The organism is Thalassospira lucentensis (assembly GCF_011806425.1).
In the GTDB taxonomy this organism is placed as follows: Bacteria; Pseudomonadota; Alphaproteobacteria; order Rhodospirillales; family Thalassospiraceae; genus Thalassospira; species Thalassospira lucentensis_B.
In genome coordinates, this window is the sequence record NZ_JAATOV010000003.1 from 321,025 (window position 1) to 335,349 (window position 14,325).

19 protein-coding genes and 1 tRNA gene are annotated in these 14,325 nt (G+C 52.1%); 16 read left to right on the forward strand and 4 right to left on the reverse strand.

Annotation, left to right across the window (positions count from 1 at the left end; all coding sequences use genetic code 11):
- Positions 1 to 84: 84 nt before the first annotated feature.
- Entirely contained in the window at positions 85 to 504 is a 420-nt protein-coding gene (locus HCZ99_RS11460) for a MucR family transcriptional regulator (RefSeq protein ID WP_167447103.1), read from the reverse strand.
- Positions 505 to 950: 446 nt separating this feature from the next.
- On the opposite strand from HCZ99_RS11460, the gene rpiB reads away from it, so the two are divergent.
- The 9 genes from rpiB (at position 951) to thiL (ending at position 8,070) form a co-directional block, all read left to right on the forward strand.
- The gene (gene rpiB / locus HCZ99_RS11465; RefSeq protein WP_167447104.1) at positions 951 to 1,385 is read left to right on the forward strand and encodes a ribose 5-phosphate isomerase B; all 435 of its coding nucleotides are present in this window, start codon (positions 951 to 953) and stop codon (positions 1,383 to 1,385) included.
- A gap of 95 nt (positions 1,386 to 1,480) precedes the next feature.
- Positions 1,481 to 2,755 carry a serine hydroxymethyltransferase gene (glyA, locus tag HCZ99_RS11470; protein WP_167447105.1) on the forward strand — a complete coding sequence of 425 codons (1,275 nt, stop codon included), beginning with the start codon at positions 1,481 to 1,483 and terminating at the stop codon, positions 2,753 to 2,755.
- A gap of 25 nt (positions 2,756 to 2,780) precedes the next feature.
- A complete protein-coding gene (gene nrdR, locus HCZ99_RS11475; protein WP_167447106.1) occupies positions 2,781 to 3,254 on the forward strand; it encodes a transcriptional regulator NrdR in 474 nt (157 codons plus the stop codon).
- Complete coding sequence (gene ribD / locus HCZ99_RS11480) at positions 3,254 to 4,375, forward strand: bifunctional diaminohydroxyphosphoribosylaminopyrimidine deaminase/5-amino-6-(5-phosphoribosylamino)uracil reductase RibD (protein ID WP_167447107.1); 1,122 nt, start codon at positions 3,254 to 3,256, stop codon at positions 4,373 to 4,375. Before nrdR ends, ribD begins: the two co-directional genes overlap by 1 nt.
- Before the next feature lie 4 nt (positions 4,376 to 4,379).
- Complete coding sequence (locus tag HCZ99_RS11485) at positions 4,380 to 4,967, forward strand: riboflavin synthase (RefSeq protein ID WP_167447108.1); 588 nt, start codon at positions 4,380 to 4,382, stop codon at positions 4,965 to 4,967.
- Positions 4,968 to 4,973: 6 nt separating this feature from the next.
- Positions 4,974 to 6,128, forward strand: a complete 1,155-nt coding sequence (gene ribB / locus HCZ99_RS11490; protein WP_167447109.1) for a 3,4-dihydroxy-2-butanone-4-phosphate synthase — start codon at positions 4,974 to 4,976, stop codon at positions 6,126 to 6,128.
- A 4-nt stretch (positions 6,129 to 6,132) separates the two neighbouring features.
- Positions 6,133 to 6,597: a 6,7-dimethyl-8-ribityllumazine synthase gene (gene ribH / locus HCZ99_RS11495; RefSeq protein ID WP_167447110.1), complete on the forward strand. Its 465-nt coding sequence runs from the start codon at positions 6,133 to 6,135 to the stop codon at positions 6,595 to 6,597.
- A complete protein-coding gene (nusB, locus tag HCZ99_RS11500) occupies positions 6,597 to 7,094 on the forward strand; it encodes a transcription antitermination factor NusB (RefSeq protein WP_167447111.1) in 498 nt (165 codons plus the stop codon). Before ribH ends, nusB begins: the two co-directional genes overlap by 1 nt.
- A gap of 1 nt (position 7,095) precedes the next feature.
- Positions 7,096 to 8,070 (forward strand): thiamine-phosphate kinase, encoded by a 975-nt coding sequence (gene thiL / locus HCZ99_RS11505; RefSeq protein WP_167447112.1) that lies wholly within the window; start codon positions 7,096 to 7,098, stop codon positions 8,068 to 8,070.
- A 29-nt stretch (positions 8,071 to 8,099) separates the two neighbouring features.
- Here thiL and HCZ99_RS11510 read toward each other — a convergent pair whose 3' ends face one another.
- Complete coding sequence (locus HCZ99_RS11510) at positions 8,100 to 8,549, reverse strand: outer membrane protein assembly factor BamE (protein WP_167447113.1); 450 nt, start codon at positions 8,547 to 8,549, stop codon at positions 8,100 to 8,102.
- A 164-nt stretch (positions 8,550 to 8,713) separates the two neighbouring features.
- On the opposite strand from HCZ99_RS11510, the gene HCZ99_RS11515 reads away from it, so the two are divergent.
- From HCZ99_RS11515 to HCZ99_RS11545, 7 genes are all read left to right on the forward strand, one after another.
- Positions 8,714 to 9,262, forward strand: coding sequence for a ubiquinol-cytochrome C chaperone family protein (locus HCZ99_RS11515; RefSeq protein ID WP_167447114.1), 549 nt, complete (start codon positions 8,714 to 8,716; stop codon positions 9,260 to 9,262).
- A gap of 19 nt (positions 9,263 to 9,281) precedes the next feature.
- The gene (locus HCZ99_RS11520; RefSeq protein WP_167447115.1) at positions 9,282 to 9,860 is read left to right on the forward strand and encodes a YceD family protein; all 579 of its coding nucleotides are present in this window, start codon (positions 9,282 to 9,284) and stop codon (positions 9,858 to 9,860) included.
- 257 nt (positions 9,861 to 10,117) lie between these two features.
- Positions 10,118 to 11,191, forward strand: a complete 1,074-nt coding sequence (gene plsX, locus HCZ99_RS11525; protein ID WP_167447116.1) for a phosphate acyltransferase PlsX — start codon at positions 10,118 to 10,120, stop codon at positions 11,189 to 11,191.
- Between the two features lie 38 nt (positions 11,192 to 11,229).
- Positions 11,230 to 12,201: a beta-ketoacyl-ACP synthase III gene (locus HCZ99_RS11530; protein ID WP_167447117.1), complete on the forward strand. Its 972-nt coding sequence runs from the start codon at positions 11,230 to 11,232 to the stop codon at positions 12,199 to 12,201.
- Positions 12,202 to 12,359: 158 nt separating this feature from the next.
- Positions 12,360 to 12,650 (forward strand): integration host factor subunit alpha, encoded by a 291-nt coding sequence (locus HCZ99_RS11535; protein WP_167447118.1) that lies wholly within the window; start codon positions 12,360 to 12,362, stop codon positions 12,648 to 12,650.
- A gap of 11 nt (positions 12,651 to 12,661) precedes the next feature.
- Entirely contained in the window at positions 12,662 to 13,132 is a 471-nt protein-coding gene (locus tag HCZ99_RS11540) for a MerR family transcriptional regulator (protein WP_167447119.1), read from the forward strand.
- 68 nt (positions 13,133 to 13,200) lie between these two features.
- Positions 13,201 to 13,277 (forward strand) — tRNA-Pro (locus tag HCZ99_RS11545).
- Positions 13,278 to 13,334: 57 nt separating this feature from the next.
- On the opposite strand, the gene HCZ99_RS11550 is transcribed toward HCZ99_RS11545, so the two are convergent.
- Complete coding sequence (locus HCZ99_RS11550) at positions 13,335 to 13,904, reverse strand: histidine phosphatase family protein (protein ID WP_167447120.1); 570 nt, start codon at positions 13,902 to 13,904, stop codon at positions 13,335 to 13,337.
- A gap of 91 nt (positions 13,905 to 13,995) precedes the next feature.
- Positions 13,996 to 14,262, reverse strand: coding sequence for a hypothetical protein (locus HCZ99_RS11555; protein WP_167447121.1), 267 nt, complete (start codon positions 14,260 to 14,262; stop codon positions 13,996 to 13,998).
- Positions 14,263 to 14,325 lie beyond the last annotated feature (63 nt).

The window sequence follows — 14,325 nt, forward strand, 5'->3', positions numbered from 1 at the left end:
GTATCGCAGACAAAAAGAAAACGCCGCACAGTTTATGACCGTGCGGCGTTTTATTTGATCGAATGATCGGAAGGGGCAAGCGGTTTACTTCGCTTTGCGGCCCAGACCGATTTTCTTGGCGAACTGTGAACGCTGTTTTGCGTAGTTCGGTGCAACCATCGGATAATCAGACGGCAGGCCCCATTTCGCACGGTATTCTTCCGGCGTCAGGTTGTAGGTCGTACGCAGGTGGCGTTTGAGCATTTTCAGCTTTTTGCCGTCTTCAAGGCAAATGATGTATTCGTCGCCAACAGACTTGCGGATCGGAACAGCCGGTTTCAGCGGCTCTTGTTCGGGTTCGCTTTCGTCCATATGAATTTCATCAAGGGAACCGAATACGGTCGAAATCAATTCAGGAATCTGAGCAGCGGCAAGCGAATTGTTGCTTACATACGCAGAAACAATATCCACGGTCATTTGCAAGAGTTCGTCGCGATCAATCACGCTTTTTGAGGCGTCTGACATGAGCGATATTTTCCTTTAATTTAAAAACTACGTGAAGCGTAATGCACTATTTAACGGATATAGTCAAACAAGAGAAAACGGCAAGTCGATTTCACGTTAAAAAGAGTACACAAAAGTATATCCGTCGATGATAACTAATCTGGCCCTTTGGGTCACTACGAAAACGACCGAATATCCAAGAGGTTAATATTTCGGGGTGAGAATAATACCATTCGGTGTATCGGTTTGGGCACAGACGTCGGTGCAATTCAAATCTTTTGCGAGAAGAAATTGGCAAAAAGAAGACTTATACGCGAAACGGGCACGCATCGGCGCTGAGTGCGCAGCGACGCATAGCTGTTCTTTGTAAAACTTGTGGATCATGGCGTCCTGCGCGTTGGCAGTTTGCATCCTGTATGCTACAAGGCGCTCAATTTCCTTTACTGACTTCGATCAAGGGCGCACCCATGAACGTTAAGACCGTTGCTATTGCTGCCGACCATGGCGGTGTTGAGCTTAAATCCACAATTATCAGTGCCTTGAAAGATCGCGGCATCGAGGTTTTTGATTTAGGCACAAACAGTTCAGAGTCCGTGGATTATCCCGACTATGCCAAAGTTGTTGCCCAATCGATTATCGAGGGCAAGTCAGACGCGGGTATTCTTGTATGTGGTTCGGGCATTGGTATGAGCATCGCGGCCAACCGATACCCTGAAATCCGTGCAGCCTTGGCGCATGATCGCCTTTCGGCGACATTGAGCCGCCAGCACAATAACGCAAATGTTTTGTGCCTTGGCGCACGCCTCGTCGGGGATTTGTTAGCGCTTGATTGTATCGATGCGTTTCTATCGACCGAATTTGAAGGCGGCCGCCACGCGCTCCGTGTTGCGAAAATGTCTTAATCCAACTAATTACATCGCCATCTGGCATTCACCAAAACGGGCGGTGCGCTTAACTGTATAGCCACCCGTTATATTGCATCGAGAGAGGCCCCAACATGTCGTTCAAAGGCTTTTTCACCACCAGCTTGTCCGACGCCGACCCGGCATTGTTCAAATCCGTTACCGATGAACTGGACCGTCAGCAGAACCAAATCGAGATGATTGCTTCGGAAAACATTGTTTCCAAAGCCGTTATAGAAGCACAGGGTACTGTTCTGACCAACAAATATGCCGAAGGTTATCCTTCGCGCCGTTATTACGGCGGGTGCGAATTTGTTGACGTGGCCGAGCAGCTTGCGATTGATCGTGCCAAAGAACTGTTTGGTTGCGAGTTCGTCAACGTCCAGCCGCATTCCGGCGCGCAGGCAAATGGTGCGGTTATGTTGGCCCTTTGCAAGCCGGGCGATACCATTTTGGGTATGTCGCTTGATGCTGGTGGTCACTTGACGCATGGCGCACGTCCGGCGCTGTCGGGCAAATGGTTCAATGCGGTTCAGTATGGTGTGCGTGAAGACGACCTGACCCTTGATTACGATCAGGTTGAAGCACTTGCTATTGAGCACAAACCGGCCTTGATCATTGCGGGTGGTTCGGCCATTCCGCGTCAGATTGACTTCAAGCGTTTCCGTGAAATCGCGGATAAAGTTGGCGCGCTTTTGATGGTTGATATGGCCCACTTTGCCGGTCTGGTTGCTGGCGGCGTTCACCCAAGCCCGCTTCCTTATGCCGATGTTGTTACCACCACCACGCACAAAACCCTTCGCGGTCCGCGCGGCGGCATGATTTTGTCGAACAATCTTGATATCGGCAAAAAGATCAATTCGGCTGTCTTCCCGGGTCTGCAAGGTGGTCCGTTGATGCATGTGATTGCAGCCAAGGCCGTGGCCTTTGGCGAAGCACTGCGTCCGGAATTTAAAGAATACACCCAGCAGATCATTGATAATGCCAAAGCACTGGCCGAAGTTCTGGTCAAACGTGGCTTTGACATCGTGACCAAAGGGACCGACACGCACCTGATGCTTGTTGACCTGCGTCCGAAGGGCCTTAAAGGCAACGCAGCAGAAGAAGCGCTTGAGCGGGCAGGGATCACCTGCAACAAAAACGGTATCCCGTTTGATACCGAAAAGCCGACCATTACATCTGGTATCCGTCTAGGCACCCCTGCAGGAACTACCCGTGGGTTCGGTGTTGCTGAGTTCCAACAGATCGGTGAGCTGATCGGTGACGTTCTCGATGCGATGGTTGATCGCCCGGAAGGTGATTCCGACGTTGAAGCCGCTGTTCGTGCGAAGGTCGAAGACCTTTGCAAACGCTTCCCGATCTATTCCTGATCGCGCAAAGAGCGAGTAAATAAATATGCGTTGCCCGTTCTGCGGACATACTGACACACAGGTAAAGGACTCCCGCCCGACCGAAGAGCATCATGCTATTCGGCGGCGGCGGTTCTGTCCTGCGTGTGGATCACGGTTTACGACCTTTGAACGTGTTCAATTGCGTGAACTGATGGTCGTTAAAACGGACGGGCAACGCGAATTGTTCGACCGCGACAAATTGGCGCGGTCGATCTTTCTTGCCTGCCGTAAGCGCCCCATTGAAGACGAGCGCGTTGAAAAGGCCCTTAATGGCATTCAACGACGTCTTGAAAGCAGTGGTGAAAGCGACATTACCACCGATACCATTGGTGAAATGGTGATGGAGGCGTTAAACGCCCTCGATCAGGTGGCGTATGTGCGCTACGCTTCGGTTTATAAAAACTTCCGCGAAGCCCGTGATTTCGAGCAATTCGTGGAAAATATGAATGATGGGGAAGAAGAGGCGGACGCAGAGTAATGACAGCCCCCGCGTTTACAGAAGATGACCGGCATTTCATGCGGGTCGCATTAAGCCTGTCTAAACGCGGTTTGGGAAATGTCTGGCCAAATCCGTCGGTTGGGTGTGTCCTGGTATCGCCAGAAGGCACGATTGTCGGGCATGGTCATACGCAGCCGGGCGGACGTCCGCACGCGGAACGCGTTGCTCTTGATGTCGCCGGAAACCTTGCCAAGGGGGCAACCGCCTATGTCACCCTTGAACCATGTAGTCATTTTGGAAAATCACCCCCCTGTGCTGCAGGCCTGATCGAAGCGGGCGTTGCACGGGTTGTTTGTGCGCTTGAGGATCCTGATGATCGGGTTTCTGGGCGCGGTCATCAAATGCTACTTGATGCGGGCATTCGTGTAGATATCGGACTTTTTGCGGATGAAGCACGGCGCGTGAACGAAGGTTTCCTATCCCGTATCGAGCGCGACAGACCGTTTGTTACCTTAAAACTTGCGTCCACCTTGGATGCGCGGTCAGCGACCCATAGCGGCGAAAGCCAATGGATTACCGGTGCAGCAGCCCGTGAACAGGGGCATTTGTTGCGCGCCAATCACGACGCTATCCTTGTTGGGGCCAACACAGTCATTGCCGATGATCCAACGCTGACATGTCGGATTGCAGGTCGCGAAGATCAGTCGCCGGTGCGGGTTATTTTGGATCGCAAAGGTGATGTCCCTGTTTCCGCAAAGCTGATTGAGACGGCGGAAGTTGTTCCCACATGGCTTGTCGTGTCGGACACACATTTCAGCGAACTATCGGAAAAATTTGAAAAAACCTCGGTAAAAGTCGTTTCAGCGGGATGCGCCGATGGTCATTTTGACTTACATGACGTGTTGCGCACGTTGGCCGGTTTGGGGTTAACACGCGTTTTGGTCGAAAGCGGCGGAAGCCTTGCGGCAGCGTTGCTTAAGGTCGGTGTTGTCGACCGGGTTGTCCATTTTGTCGCCCCGTCAATGATCGGGGATGACGGCAAAGCAATGATTGCGCAACTTGGTGTGACGCAGCTTTCAGATATGCCACGGTTTGAGCGTGTTTCGGTTCGCGAAGTGGGCGAAGACATTGTGGTAACATACGATAATAAAACGGATTAAGTTCATGTTTACGGGCATCATCACCGATATTGCAAAAGTTCGCTCGATTGAAAAAACCGGCGATACGCGTTTTGAATTTACAACGTCTTTTGACACCACCAAGATTGATTTGGGTGCGTCAATTGCCTGTAACGGTGCCTGCATGACCGTAATCGAAACCGGTGATGACTGGTTTGCGATTGAAGCATCGGCAGAAAGTCTGGATAAAACGACGCTTGGCGATCTTTCGGTCGGATCGAACGTGAACCTTGAACAAGCAACCCGTGTCGGCGACGAGCTGGGCGGGCACATCGTTTCTGGCCATGTAGATGGTGTCGCGGTTTTGACCAAACGTATCCCCGAGGGGGATTCTTTGCGCCTGACATTCGAAGTGCCCGAAGCCTTTGCGAAATATATCGCGTCCAAAGGGTCGGTTACGCTTGAAGGAGTGTCTTTGACGGTCAATGAGGTTGACGGAAACACTTTTGGTATCAATCTGATACCACATACACAGACACACACCACGTTGGGATCGAAACATCCGGGCGACCGGATTAATTTCGAAATCGACATGCTTGCACGTTACGTCGCGCGCATGCTGGGCAAGGATTGATCAGAAATGCCAAACAGTTATCTGTCGCCGATTGAAGACGTCATCGAAGAAGCGCGCAATGGCCGGATGTTTATTCTGGTGGATGACGAAGATCGCGAAAACGAAGGCGATCTTGTCATTCCCGCACAGATGGCAACCCCGGATGCGATCAACTTTATGGCTACGCATGGGCGCGGGCTGATTTGTCTGACCCTTGAAAACGAACGGTGCGACGAATTGGGCCTGACGATGATGAGTGCCCATAACGGTACACGTCACGAAACTGCCTTTACCGTTTCAATCGAAGCCAAAACCGGTGTGACCACAGGGATTTCCGCACCGGATCGTGCGCGCACTGTCGCGGTTGCGATTGATCCAACCGCGGGTCGGCATGATATCGTGACGCCAGGCCATGTTTTCCCGCTACGTGCGCGGGCAGGCGGGGTGTTGGTACGTGCAGGCCATACTGAGGCATCTGTTGATATTGCGCGTCTTGCCGGCTTGAACCCATCTGGCGTGATTTGCGAAATCATGAGCGATTCTGGCGAAATGGCCCGCCTGCCAGAACTTGTCGAGTTTGCCAAGAAACATGACCTTAAAATCGCACAGATTGCCGATTTGATCCGCTATCGCCGCAAGCATGAAAAAGTCGTGCAACGCAAAGCGACGACGAAGATCACCAGCACAAACGGTGGCGAGTTTGATCTTCATCTGTATGTTAATAATGTCACCTATGCCGAACATATCGCCCTTGTAAAAGGCGATATCAGCGACGACGCGCCGGTATTAACCCGCGTCCATGCACTTAATGTTCTGGATGATGTTTTGGGCGATACCCAATCGGGTCATAATGGGCAATTGGCCGCTGCCATGCGTCAGATCGGCGCGGAGGGACGCGGTGTCGTTGTTTTGATCCGCGAACCGCGTGCAAATAGTTTATCGTCGTCGGTGGCCAAGCTGATCGAGCTTAATGGTGGCGACAGCGCAGCACTGCGTCAGGAACTTGCGCAGGCCGACGATGATACAGATTTACGTGATTACGGCGTGGGCGCGCAAATCTTGCATGATTTGGGCATTCGCGACATGATTCTGCTTTCAAATACCAAACGCCACATTGTAGGACTTGACGGCTTCGGCCTAAATCTGGTTGATCAGCGTCCGCTTGTCGTCTCGGAGGAATAGAACCATGAAAACCGCCCCCCACATTTTGATTGTGGATGCCCCTTATTATACGCATATCGTCGAAGACCTCGTTAAGGGGGCTGCTTCGACGTTAGAAGCTGGTGGCGCAACATGGGACCGCATTTCGGTGTCTGGTGCATTTGAAGTGCCAATTGCGATCCGTTATGCGGTACAATCCATGCAAGAGCTGGCAACCGGTCCGCGTTACGACGGGTATTTGGCCCTTGGCTGTGTGATCCGCGGCGAGACGACCCATTACGATCATATCTGCGAAGAAGCCAACCGTGCTTTGATGCAGCTTTGCCTCGATTTTCGTTTGGCGATTGGAAACGGTATTCTGACCGTTGAGAACGAGGCACAAGCTATCGCGCGCAGTAAGGCCGATCAGAAGAACAAGGGTGGCGAAGCTGCCAATGCCGTTCTTCGTATGATCGAAGTTCAAAACCATTTTGGAATCCATCACAAGTAATGACCGATAAACCAAAGGCATCTGCCGCACAGCGGCGCAGCGCAGCGCGCTTTTCCGCTATTCAGGCGCTTTATCAAGCCGAATTGTCGCAGCTTTCGGCTGGCGACATCGTACGGGAATATTCCGATTTCCGTCTTGATGGCGAAGGCGGACGTGATCTTGATATCACCAACGAAGATCTCATTGATCCGGATCGCGGTTTCTTTGCTGATCTGGTGCAAGGCGTCGCATCACGCATGGTTGATATCGATGCGTTGATTGATGGTGCGCTTGAAAAGGGTTGGAAAACCAACCGTCTTGAAACCGTTCTGCGCAGCATCATGCGCGCGGGTACCTATGAATTGATGGCGCGCGAAGACGTTCCCATGCGTGTTGTCATTACCGAATATGTCGATGCAGCCCATTCGTTCTTTGACGAGAACGAGCCAAAGCTTGTGAATGCGGTTCTTGATCGCATTGGCAAAACGCTGCGTCCCGGTGAAGCCGGAAACGTCTGATATGGCAGCGCGGTCGGGGGAATTTGATCTGATCGCGCGCCATTTTGCGCCCATCGCGCAACGTGATCCTGCGGCATTGTCGCTTCAAGATGATGCCGCGATCTTTTCCCCGCCAGAAGGCTGCGAAGTTGTCGTGACCACCGATGCGTTGGTTGCTGACGTTCATTTTCGCAGCGAAGACGCCCCCGAACTGATCGCTAAAAAGGTTCTTGGTGTGAACCTGTCAGATTTGGCAGCCATGGGCGCAAAGCCCGGTGGCGTGGTTTTGACCGCGGGCTATGGTCCCGATATTTCCGAAGACTGGATCAAACGTTTCGCCGCAGGATTTGGCGAAGATTGCCAAACCTATTTGGTGTCGCTGATGGGCGGGGATACGGTCGGCACCCCCGGGCCGACATTTTTTAGCCTGACGGCGTTTGGCTATGTGTTTGCGGGCCGTGCGCTCCGCCGTGACGCGGCAAAGCCCGGTGACGTTTTGGCAGTAACCGGGACATTGGGCGACGGGGCACTTGGATTGGCGGTGTTGCAGGGCAAAATTACCGATCTTGATCCGCACGCCAGCGATTACCTGAAAGACCATTATTGGGTACCACGACCACGATTGGATATCGGGCAAGCATTGGTTGCGACCAACATGCGGTTTGCCGCGATGGATATCTCAGATGGGTTGGCGGGTGATTGCCGCAAAATATGCACGGCATCTGGTGTCGGTATGCAGATTGACCAAAGCGCCATTCCGCTTTCACCCGCCGCCGCACAGCTTATCGCGCAAGATGAAGCATATTGGCAGACCATTCTTGCCGGCGGTGATGATTATGAACTTTTGATCGCGGGCGCGCCCGACGATATCGCCGCATTGGGGGATCAGGTTACGGTGATTGGCCAGATTACCGATAAGGCCGGGCAGGTGGATTTGATTGGCTCGGATGGCAAAATGGCCGAACTCGCGCCAGGCGGGTTCGACCATTTTCGATAAAATCTGATTTCTTGACTGTTTAGGCTGGGTTACTTGTTCTCGCTAAAGCGGCCAAGGTTGCCAAACAGCTGCTGCAGAATGGTCATTTCACGACCTTCTGTCGGCGTCACACGATCTGACGGAATAACGGGTTTGCCGTCTTCGAGGTCATATTGGCTTAGGATGTCGACGCGGTTTGACTTGTCAAAGCTGACGAGAACAATTTGACGTTCGACGGTTTCCGGTGCGAAGAAGGCAACGGTTTCCTTCCTGCTGGAAATGTACAGCCACACATTTTCGTCGAATGCGGCGACGGTGGAGGGAGACCCCAAAATGTCGGTGACATCGCCCTTGGTCGATTCTCCGACCTTGATCTGTTCAAGCATTTCTGGTTCCGGCGCGTTACCGCGCGTCGCAACTCGGGGACTGCAAGCCGATACGTACAGGACTGCCAGTCCTGCCAGCATCATCAGGGGAATGCGTAGAGTTTTATTGTGCATGAAGCTCACCAGAGCGACCCTCTTATTGAAACCAAACCGGAATTGCCTTGAGTTTCTGCGCGATGCGCATGATATTGCCGGGCAATGTTTGGGGCAAATGCGCCCCTAAAGATTTACGGCATTCTGCGTGCCACGACAGGAATGTCAACGAAGGAGTGTTACTGTTGTTTGGATGGCTTAAGAAAAAAGACCGCAAGCATGCGTCTGCGGTTGATCTTTACACCGCAATGGTCACCCAGGCGCGCCAACCTGAATTTTATTCAAAGCTGGGCGTCGCCGATACGAAAGAAGGCCGCTTTGACCTTATTTTGGTCCATGCCTTTATCCTGTTTCGCCGCCTGAAGGCGGAAGATGGCGACAAGGATTTGGCCCAAGAAGTGTTTGACGTGATGTTTGCCGATCTTGATCAGAACATGCGCGAAATGGGCATTGGCGATGTTGGCATTTTAAAGCGTATTCGAAAAATGTCGGACTCCTACCACGGTCGGATCGTTGCATACGAAGAAGGCATGCAAAGTGGTGCCGCAGAACTTGCCGCGGCTTTGGACCGCAATCTTTATGCCGATACCGACGTGCGTGACGAACAATTGATGGCAGTGGTCGGTTATGTGCATGACGCCCTGACCCTGCTTGAACAACAAACCCTATCAGAGATACAAAACGGCAAAGTGCGTTTCCCGGATGTGCCGGTGCCTGCCGTAACCACACCGTAATTGAAAAAGAGTTTTCTAAATGTCTAAGAACGTAACCCCGGAATTTTCGCGCATCGTGAACACCGATGAGCAGGTTGGAAAAAAAGAAAAACTGACCATCAAAGCCAGCGAGAAAGAGTGCGCTGCACTGGCCAAGCGTTTTGAGCTGATCTCAATTGATAGCCTTCAGGCTGATTTGACGATCCTTGTGGCGTCTAACGGCGAAGTCACCGTGCGTGGCCCGATGCAAGCTGATATCGTTCAGCGTTGCGTCACGACCCTTGATCCTGTGCCTGAAAAGGTTGAAGACGACGTTGAAGTCCTGTTTTCACCGCATGTGTCCGAAGATGATCTTCCGTCGAACCCGGACGACCTTGAAGACCTGTCAGAAGATGAATTGATGGCACTTTTGGATCAGCCAGAGCCGTTGGTTGATGGCAAAATCGATGTTGGCGAAGTTGTCGCACAGTTTCTTGCAGTTGCCATGGACCCGTATCCGCGCAAAGAAGGTGCAGAACTGCCCGAAGCCGTTTTGGTTGAGGAAGAAGCCGAAGAAGAGCGCCCAAATCCGTTTGCCAAGCTTGCTGGTCTTAAAGAAAAGCTTGAAAAGAAGGACTAATCTTCTTGGTCTCTAAGATCTGACACGACGTGTCACTTGGGATGCCGGTCTTTACCGGCATTTCACTTTTATGAAATACAGTGCGGGCGGGTTATGCTGGTAAGGTTAGCTCGGCTTGCGTGCTTTACCTTGTATCTGGTCGCGATTTCCGGTAATTACGGGCGTTCCGGCCAACAGATGACAGGTGCACCTCGCGTTGTGGCCCACCTGCCGGACTATCCGGTTCAGATGTTTTAGAACAACCATAAGAGAATACTTTGCCTGAACAGGTTTGCATATCACTTGACGCGATGGGCGGAGACCACGCGCCAGAGATGGTCGTTGCTGGTGCAGAAATCGCACTTAAGCGGCTCCCTCATCTCAAATTTCTGATGTTTGGCGATGAAGCACGGCTGAAGCCACTTCTTGCCAAATACCCAACATTAGAAGCGGTTAGCGAAATCCGCCATGCATCGCAAGAAGTTACAATGGATGACAAGCCGTCCGTCGCGCTGCGTCAACGCCGTGACTCCAGCATGCGTCTTGCGATCAATGCAGTTAAAGACGGCAGCGCCCAAGGTGTTATTTCGGCCGGGAACACCGGTGCCTTGATGGCGATGGCAAAATTTGTTCTTAAAACCGTGCGCGGCATCGACCGTCCGGCGATTGCAACCTATATGCCGACCCAGCGTGGCGAGACCGTCATGCTTGATCTTGGTGCAAACATCGAGTGCGATGAAAACAATCTGGTGCAGTTTGCCCTTATGGGCGAAGTGTTTACCCGCATTCTGTTTGGTCTTGAAAAACCGTCGGTCGGCTTGCTGAACGTCGGGATTGAAGAGCTTAAAGGCAACGAAGCGGTTAAAAAGGCCGCTGTTATTTTGCGTGAAATTGATCTTCCGATCCGCTTTGAAGGCTTTGTCGAGGGCGATGATCTTGCAAAAGGGACCGTCGACGTCATCGTGACCGATGGCTTTACCGGCAATGTCGCGCTTAAAACCGCCGAGGGTACTGCGCGTCTTTTGGTTCATTTCCTGCGTGAAACGTTCAAAAGCTCATTCTTTGCCAAGCTAGGCTATCTGCTTGCCCGTCGTTCGCTTCAGCGTTTCCGCGACCGGATGGATCCGCGCCGCTATAACGGTGCGATGTTGCTTGGCCTGAATGGTATTGCTGTTAAAAGCCACGGCGGAACAGATGCACTTGGTTTTTCAAATGCAATTGGCGTTTGCCATGATTTGATTGTCAATAAACTCAATGACAGCATCAAAGATGAGCTTGCTGCTTTTGAACAGGCGATGTCTGGCAAAACAGTAGAAGAAATTGCCGGTTCTGCTGTTCAAGCCGACGAATAAATTCAACAAAATATTAGAAAGCTGGTGGTCCCCACATCATGACAGTTCGTTCTCGCATTATTGGTTGCGGCTCATACCTTCCTGCCAACGTTTTAACCAATGATGAGCTGGCAAAGCGCGTCGATACATCAGATGAATGGATTGTTGCGCGTACAGGTATTCGCCAACGCCATATCGCCGCTGACGATCAAACCACCAGCGATCTCGCCTTTGAAGCGGCCCAGCGCGCGATGGAACATGCGGGTGTAACCGCCGATGACATTGATCTGATCATTGTCGCAACGGCGACCCCGGATAACACATTCCCGGCAACCGCGACCAAGGTTCAGAACCGTCTTGGCGTTAATGGCTTTGCCTTTGACGTTCAGGCCGTGTGTTCGGGCTTTATCTATGGTTTGACGACGGCGGATATGTATATCCGCAACGGACAGGCCAAGACCGCCCTTGTGATTGGCGCTGAGACCTTCTCGCGTATCCTCGATTGGGAAGATCGCCGAACCTGCGTTTTGTTTGGTGACGGGGCAGGGGCCGTGGTTGTCCAGGGTGTCGAAGGCAATGGCACGATCGAAGATCAAGGCATTCTTGCCAGCCGCCTGCATTCAGACGGCAGCAAATATGAACTTCTGTATGTTGACGGTGGCCCATCGGCAACCCAGACGGTCGGGCATTTGCGTATGGAAGGCAAAGAAGTCTTCCGTCATGCGGTTACCAACCTTGCTGGTGTGATCCGCGAGGTTCTAGCTGATACTGGGCTCGAGTCTGCGGATATCGATTGGCTGGTGCCCCATCAGGCCAACCGTCGTATCCTTGATAGCACGGCCAAAAAGTTTGGTATTTCGCCAGAAAAGGTCGTGGTTACGGTGGATCGTCACGCAAACACTTCAGCCGCGTCTATTCCATTAGCACTGGCAGAAGCCGTGCATGATGGGCGAATCAACCGTGGTGATATCGTTGTGCTTGAGGCCATGGGTGGTGGATTTACTTGGGGTGCGTCGCTGGTTCGGTGGTAAAATTACTGCTGTAATGTTTGCGATTGGGCGGAAAAGCACGCCATTTCCTTAAAAATCACAACATTCCGCCTTAAAGCAGTGTATCCTGTTGATATTGACTGATTTCGCCACCAGATATAACCCTGTGTATAAATCCCGAAATAAGGAGGCGGCCTGTTATGTCGGAAACAACGATTACCCGTGCGGATCTCGCTGAAGCCGTTTATCAGGAAGTAGGTCTGTCGCGGAATGAGTCCGCCCAGCTGCTTGAAACTGTACTTGACGAAATTTCGTCCGCGCTGATCAAAGAAGAAGTCGTAAAGATTTCCTCGTTTGGAAGCTTCTCTGTCCGTCAGAAAGGACAGCGTATCGGACGTAACCCGAAAACGGGTGACGAAGTGCCAATTTTGCCACGGAAGGTTCTTGTGTTCCGCCCGTCGCAGGTGCTGAAGGCCCGCATTAACGCTTAAGAAAAGAAGTCATGAAAACGAACTTGGGGGCTGCGGCGGGAACATCCCGCCGGACAGCAAAGTCTGACTCTGCCTTTCGCACAATTAGCGAGGCAGCAAAAGAACTTGGTCTTCAACAGCATGTGTTGCGATTTTGGGAATCCAAGTTTCCTCAAATCCAGCCGATGAAACGGGCAGGCGGGCGCCGCTATTATCGCCCGGAGGATATCGAGTTCCTCGCCAGTATTCGTACGCTTTTGCATGATCAGGGCTTCACCATCAAAGGTGTTCAAAAGCTGCTTGATCAGAACAAGGGCAAGTTGCCTGGTGAAATCACGGTGAATGCCGCCGAGGTCGAGCCGGTTGACCGCGTTGGTTTGCAACCTGGTGTCGCGCAGAGTTCTGGCGTTGATAAAGCGGCACTTGGGTCCGTTTTGGGTGAATTGCAGGAGCTGCAAGTCATCCTTCACGATGGTCTGAACGACATCAAAAAAAATCCATAAAAATCATTTGCGTCTTTGGCGCCGCGCGGCTATTTATCGAGCCGCGCCAAAGAGCGCAAATATACGGTCGGAGCGTGGCGCAGCCTGGTAGCGCACCTGCATGGGGTGCAGGGGGTCGGAGGTTCGAATCCTCTCGCTCCGACCAATATTTTCCCCAAACATCTCCTTAAAATCGATATCTGGTGAATTGCGTTGTTATGCCTTAGGTGTCTGGCATTAAACGCGACAGTATTGCTATGTCTGCGTCATCAGTGACCTTGATCAGGATTATTTCACCAGAACGCGGGAAAATGCCCGTCAATGCGGTGATATTGACCTGATGGGTAATCAGGATGGCCTTGCTGTCTTTTGGAAGGTTTTGAAGCCGTTCCAATACCTGTTGGCTTTGGCGACTTTCCGTATTGGGATTGCGGAAAAATGAGTTCAGTGACGGTTCTTCGATTACCGGCCCAAGATTAAGCAATTCTGCGGTTTCAAGGCATCGGCACCACTGGCTGCTGAGGACCTTATCGATTTTGATCCCTTGGTCGCGGATAAGGGCGCCCGTCGTGCGTGCCTGTGTTTTGCCGACGTCATTGATATTGCGTTGGGTGTTGCAATCATCCAATTTGAAGGCGGCGGGGTCACCGGTTCCCGGTGCAATCGCATGGCGCATCAAGGCATGAACGCCCGGCTTTGACCATATTTTCCATGGATCTTGATCAGACGCGTGCGCCGTCCGGCCGGCCAGCAGCCCAAGGAAAACAAACAACATGATGATGATTGATCGCATGACACGCACTTCCGTTAGCGACAAGGGGATACCCTTGATACCGAAAAGCGGGTGGTATGGATCAGTTCTGCCATAAATAGCAGGTTACGGCTTAGGGGTGTGTTTGGGGTTTGGCATCCTCAGCGGTTACAACCCGGCGTCCTTCGTCTGTTAGCTTACAGATCAGCCAGTCTGGTTTCACTGGATTATCGAACCAAGGTGCTGCCCAGCCGTGATCAATGCAGCTTTGGACCGTTTTGTCGCCGATTTGTTTGCCATTTTTGTCAAACAGCGGCAACTTTCCGCCCGGCTGCGTAAGGCCGCGTCGCAGCCAGTTCAATTGGACATCTGTGGGTTTTATATGCTTTTTATCCGTCATCGGCACGCCCTGAACGTTATGTATGGGTTGTATCGTAGACATTGGATGCGGATCAGTTTGGCG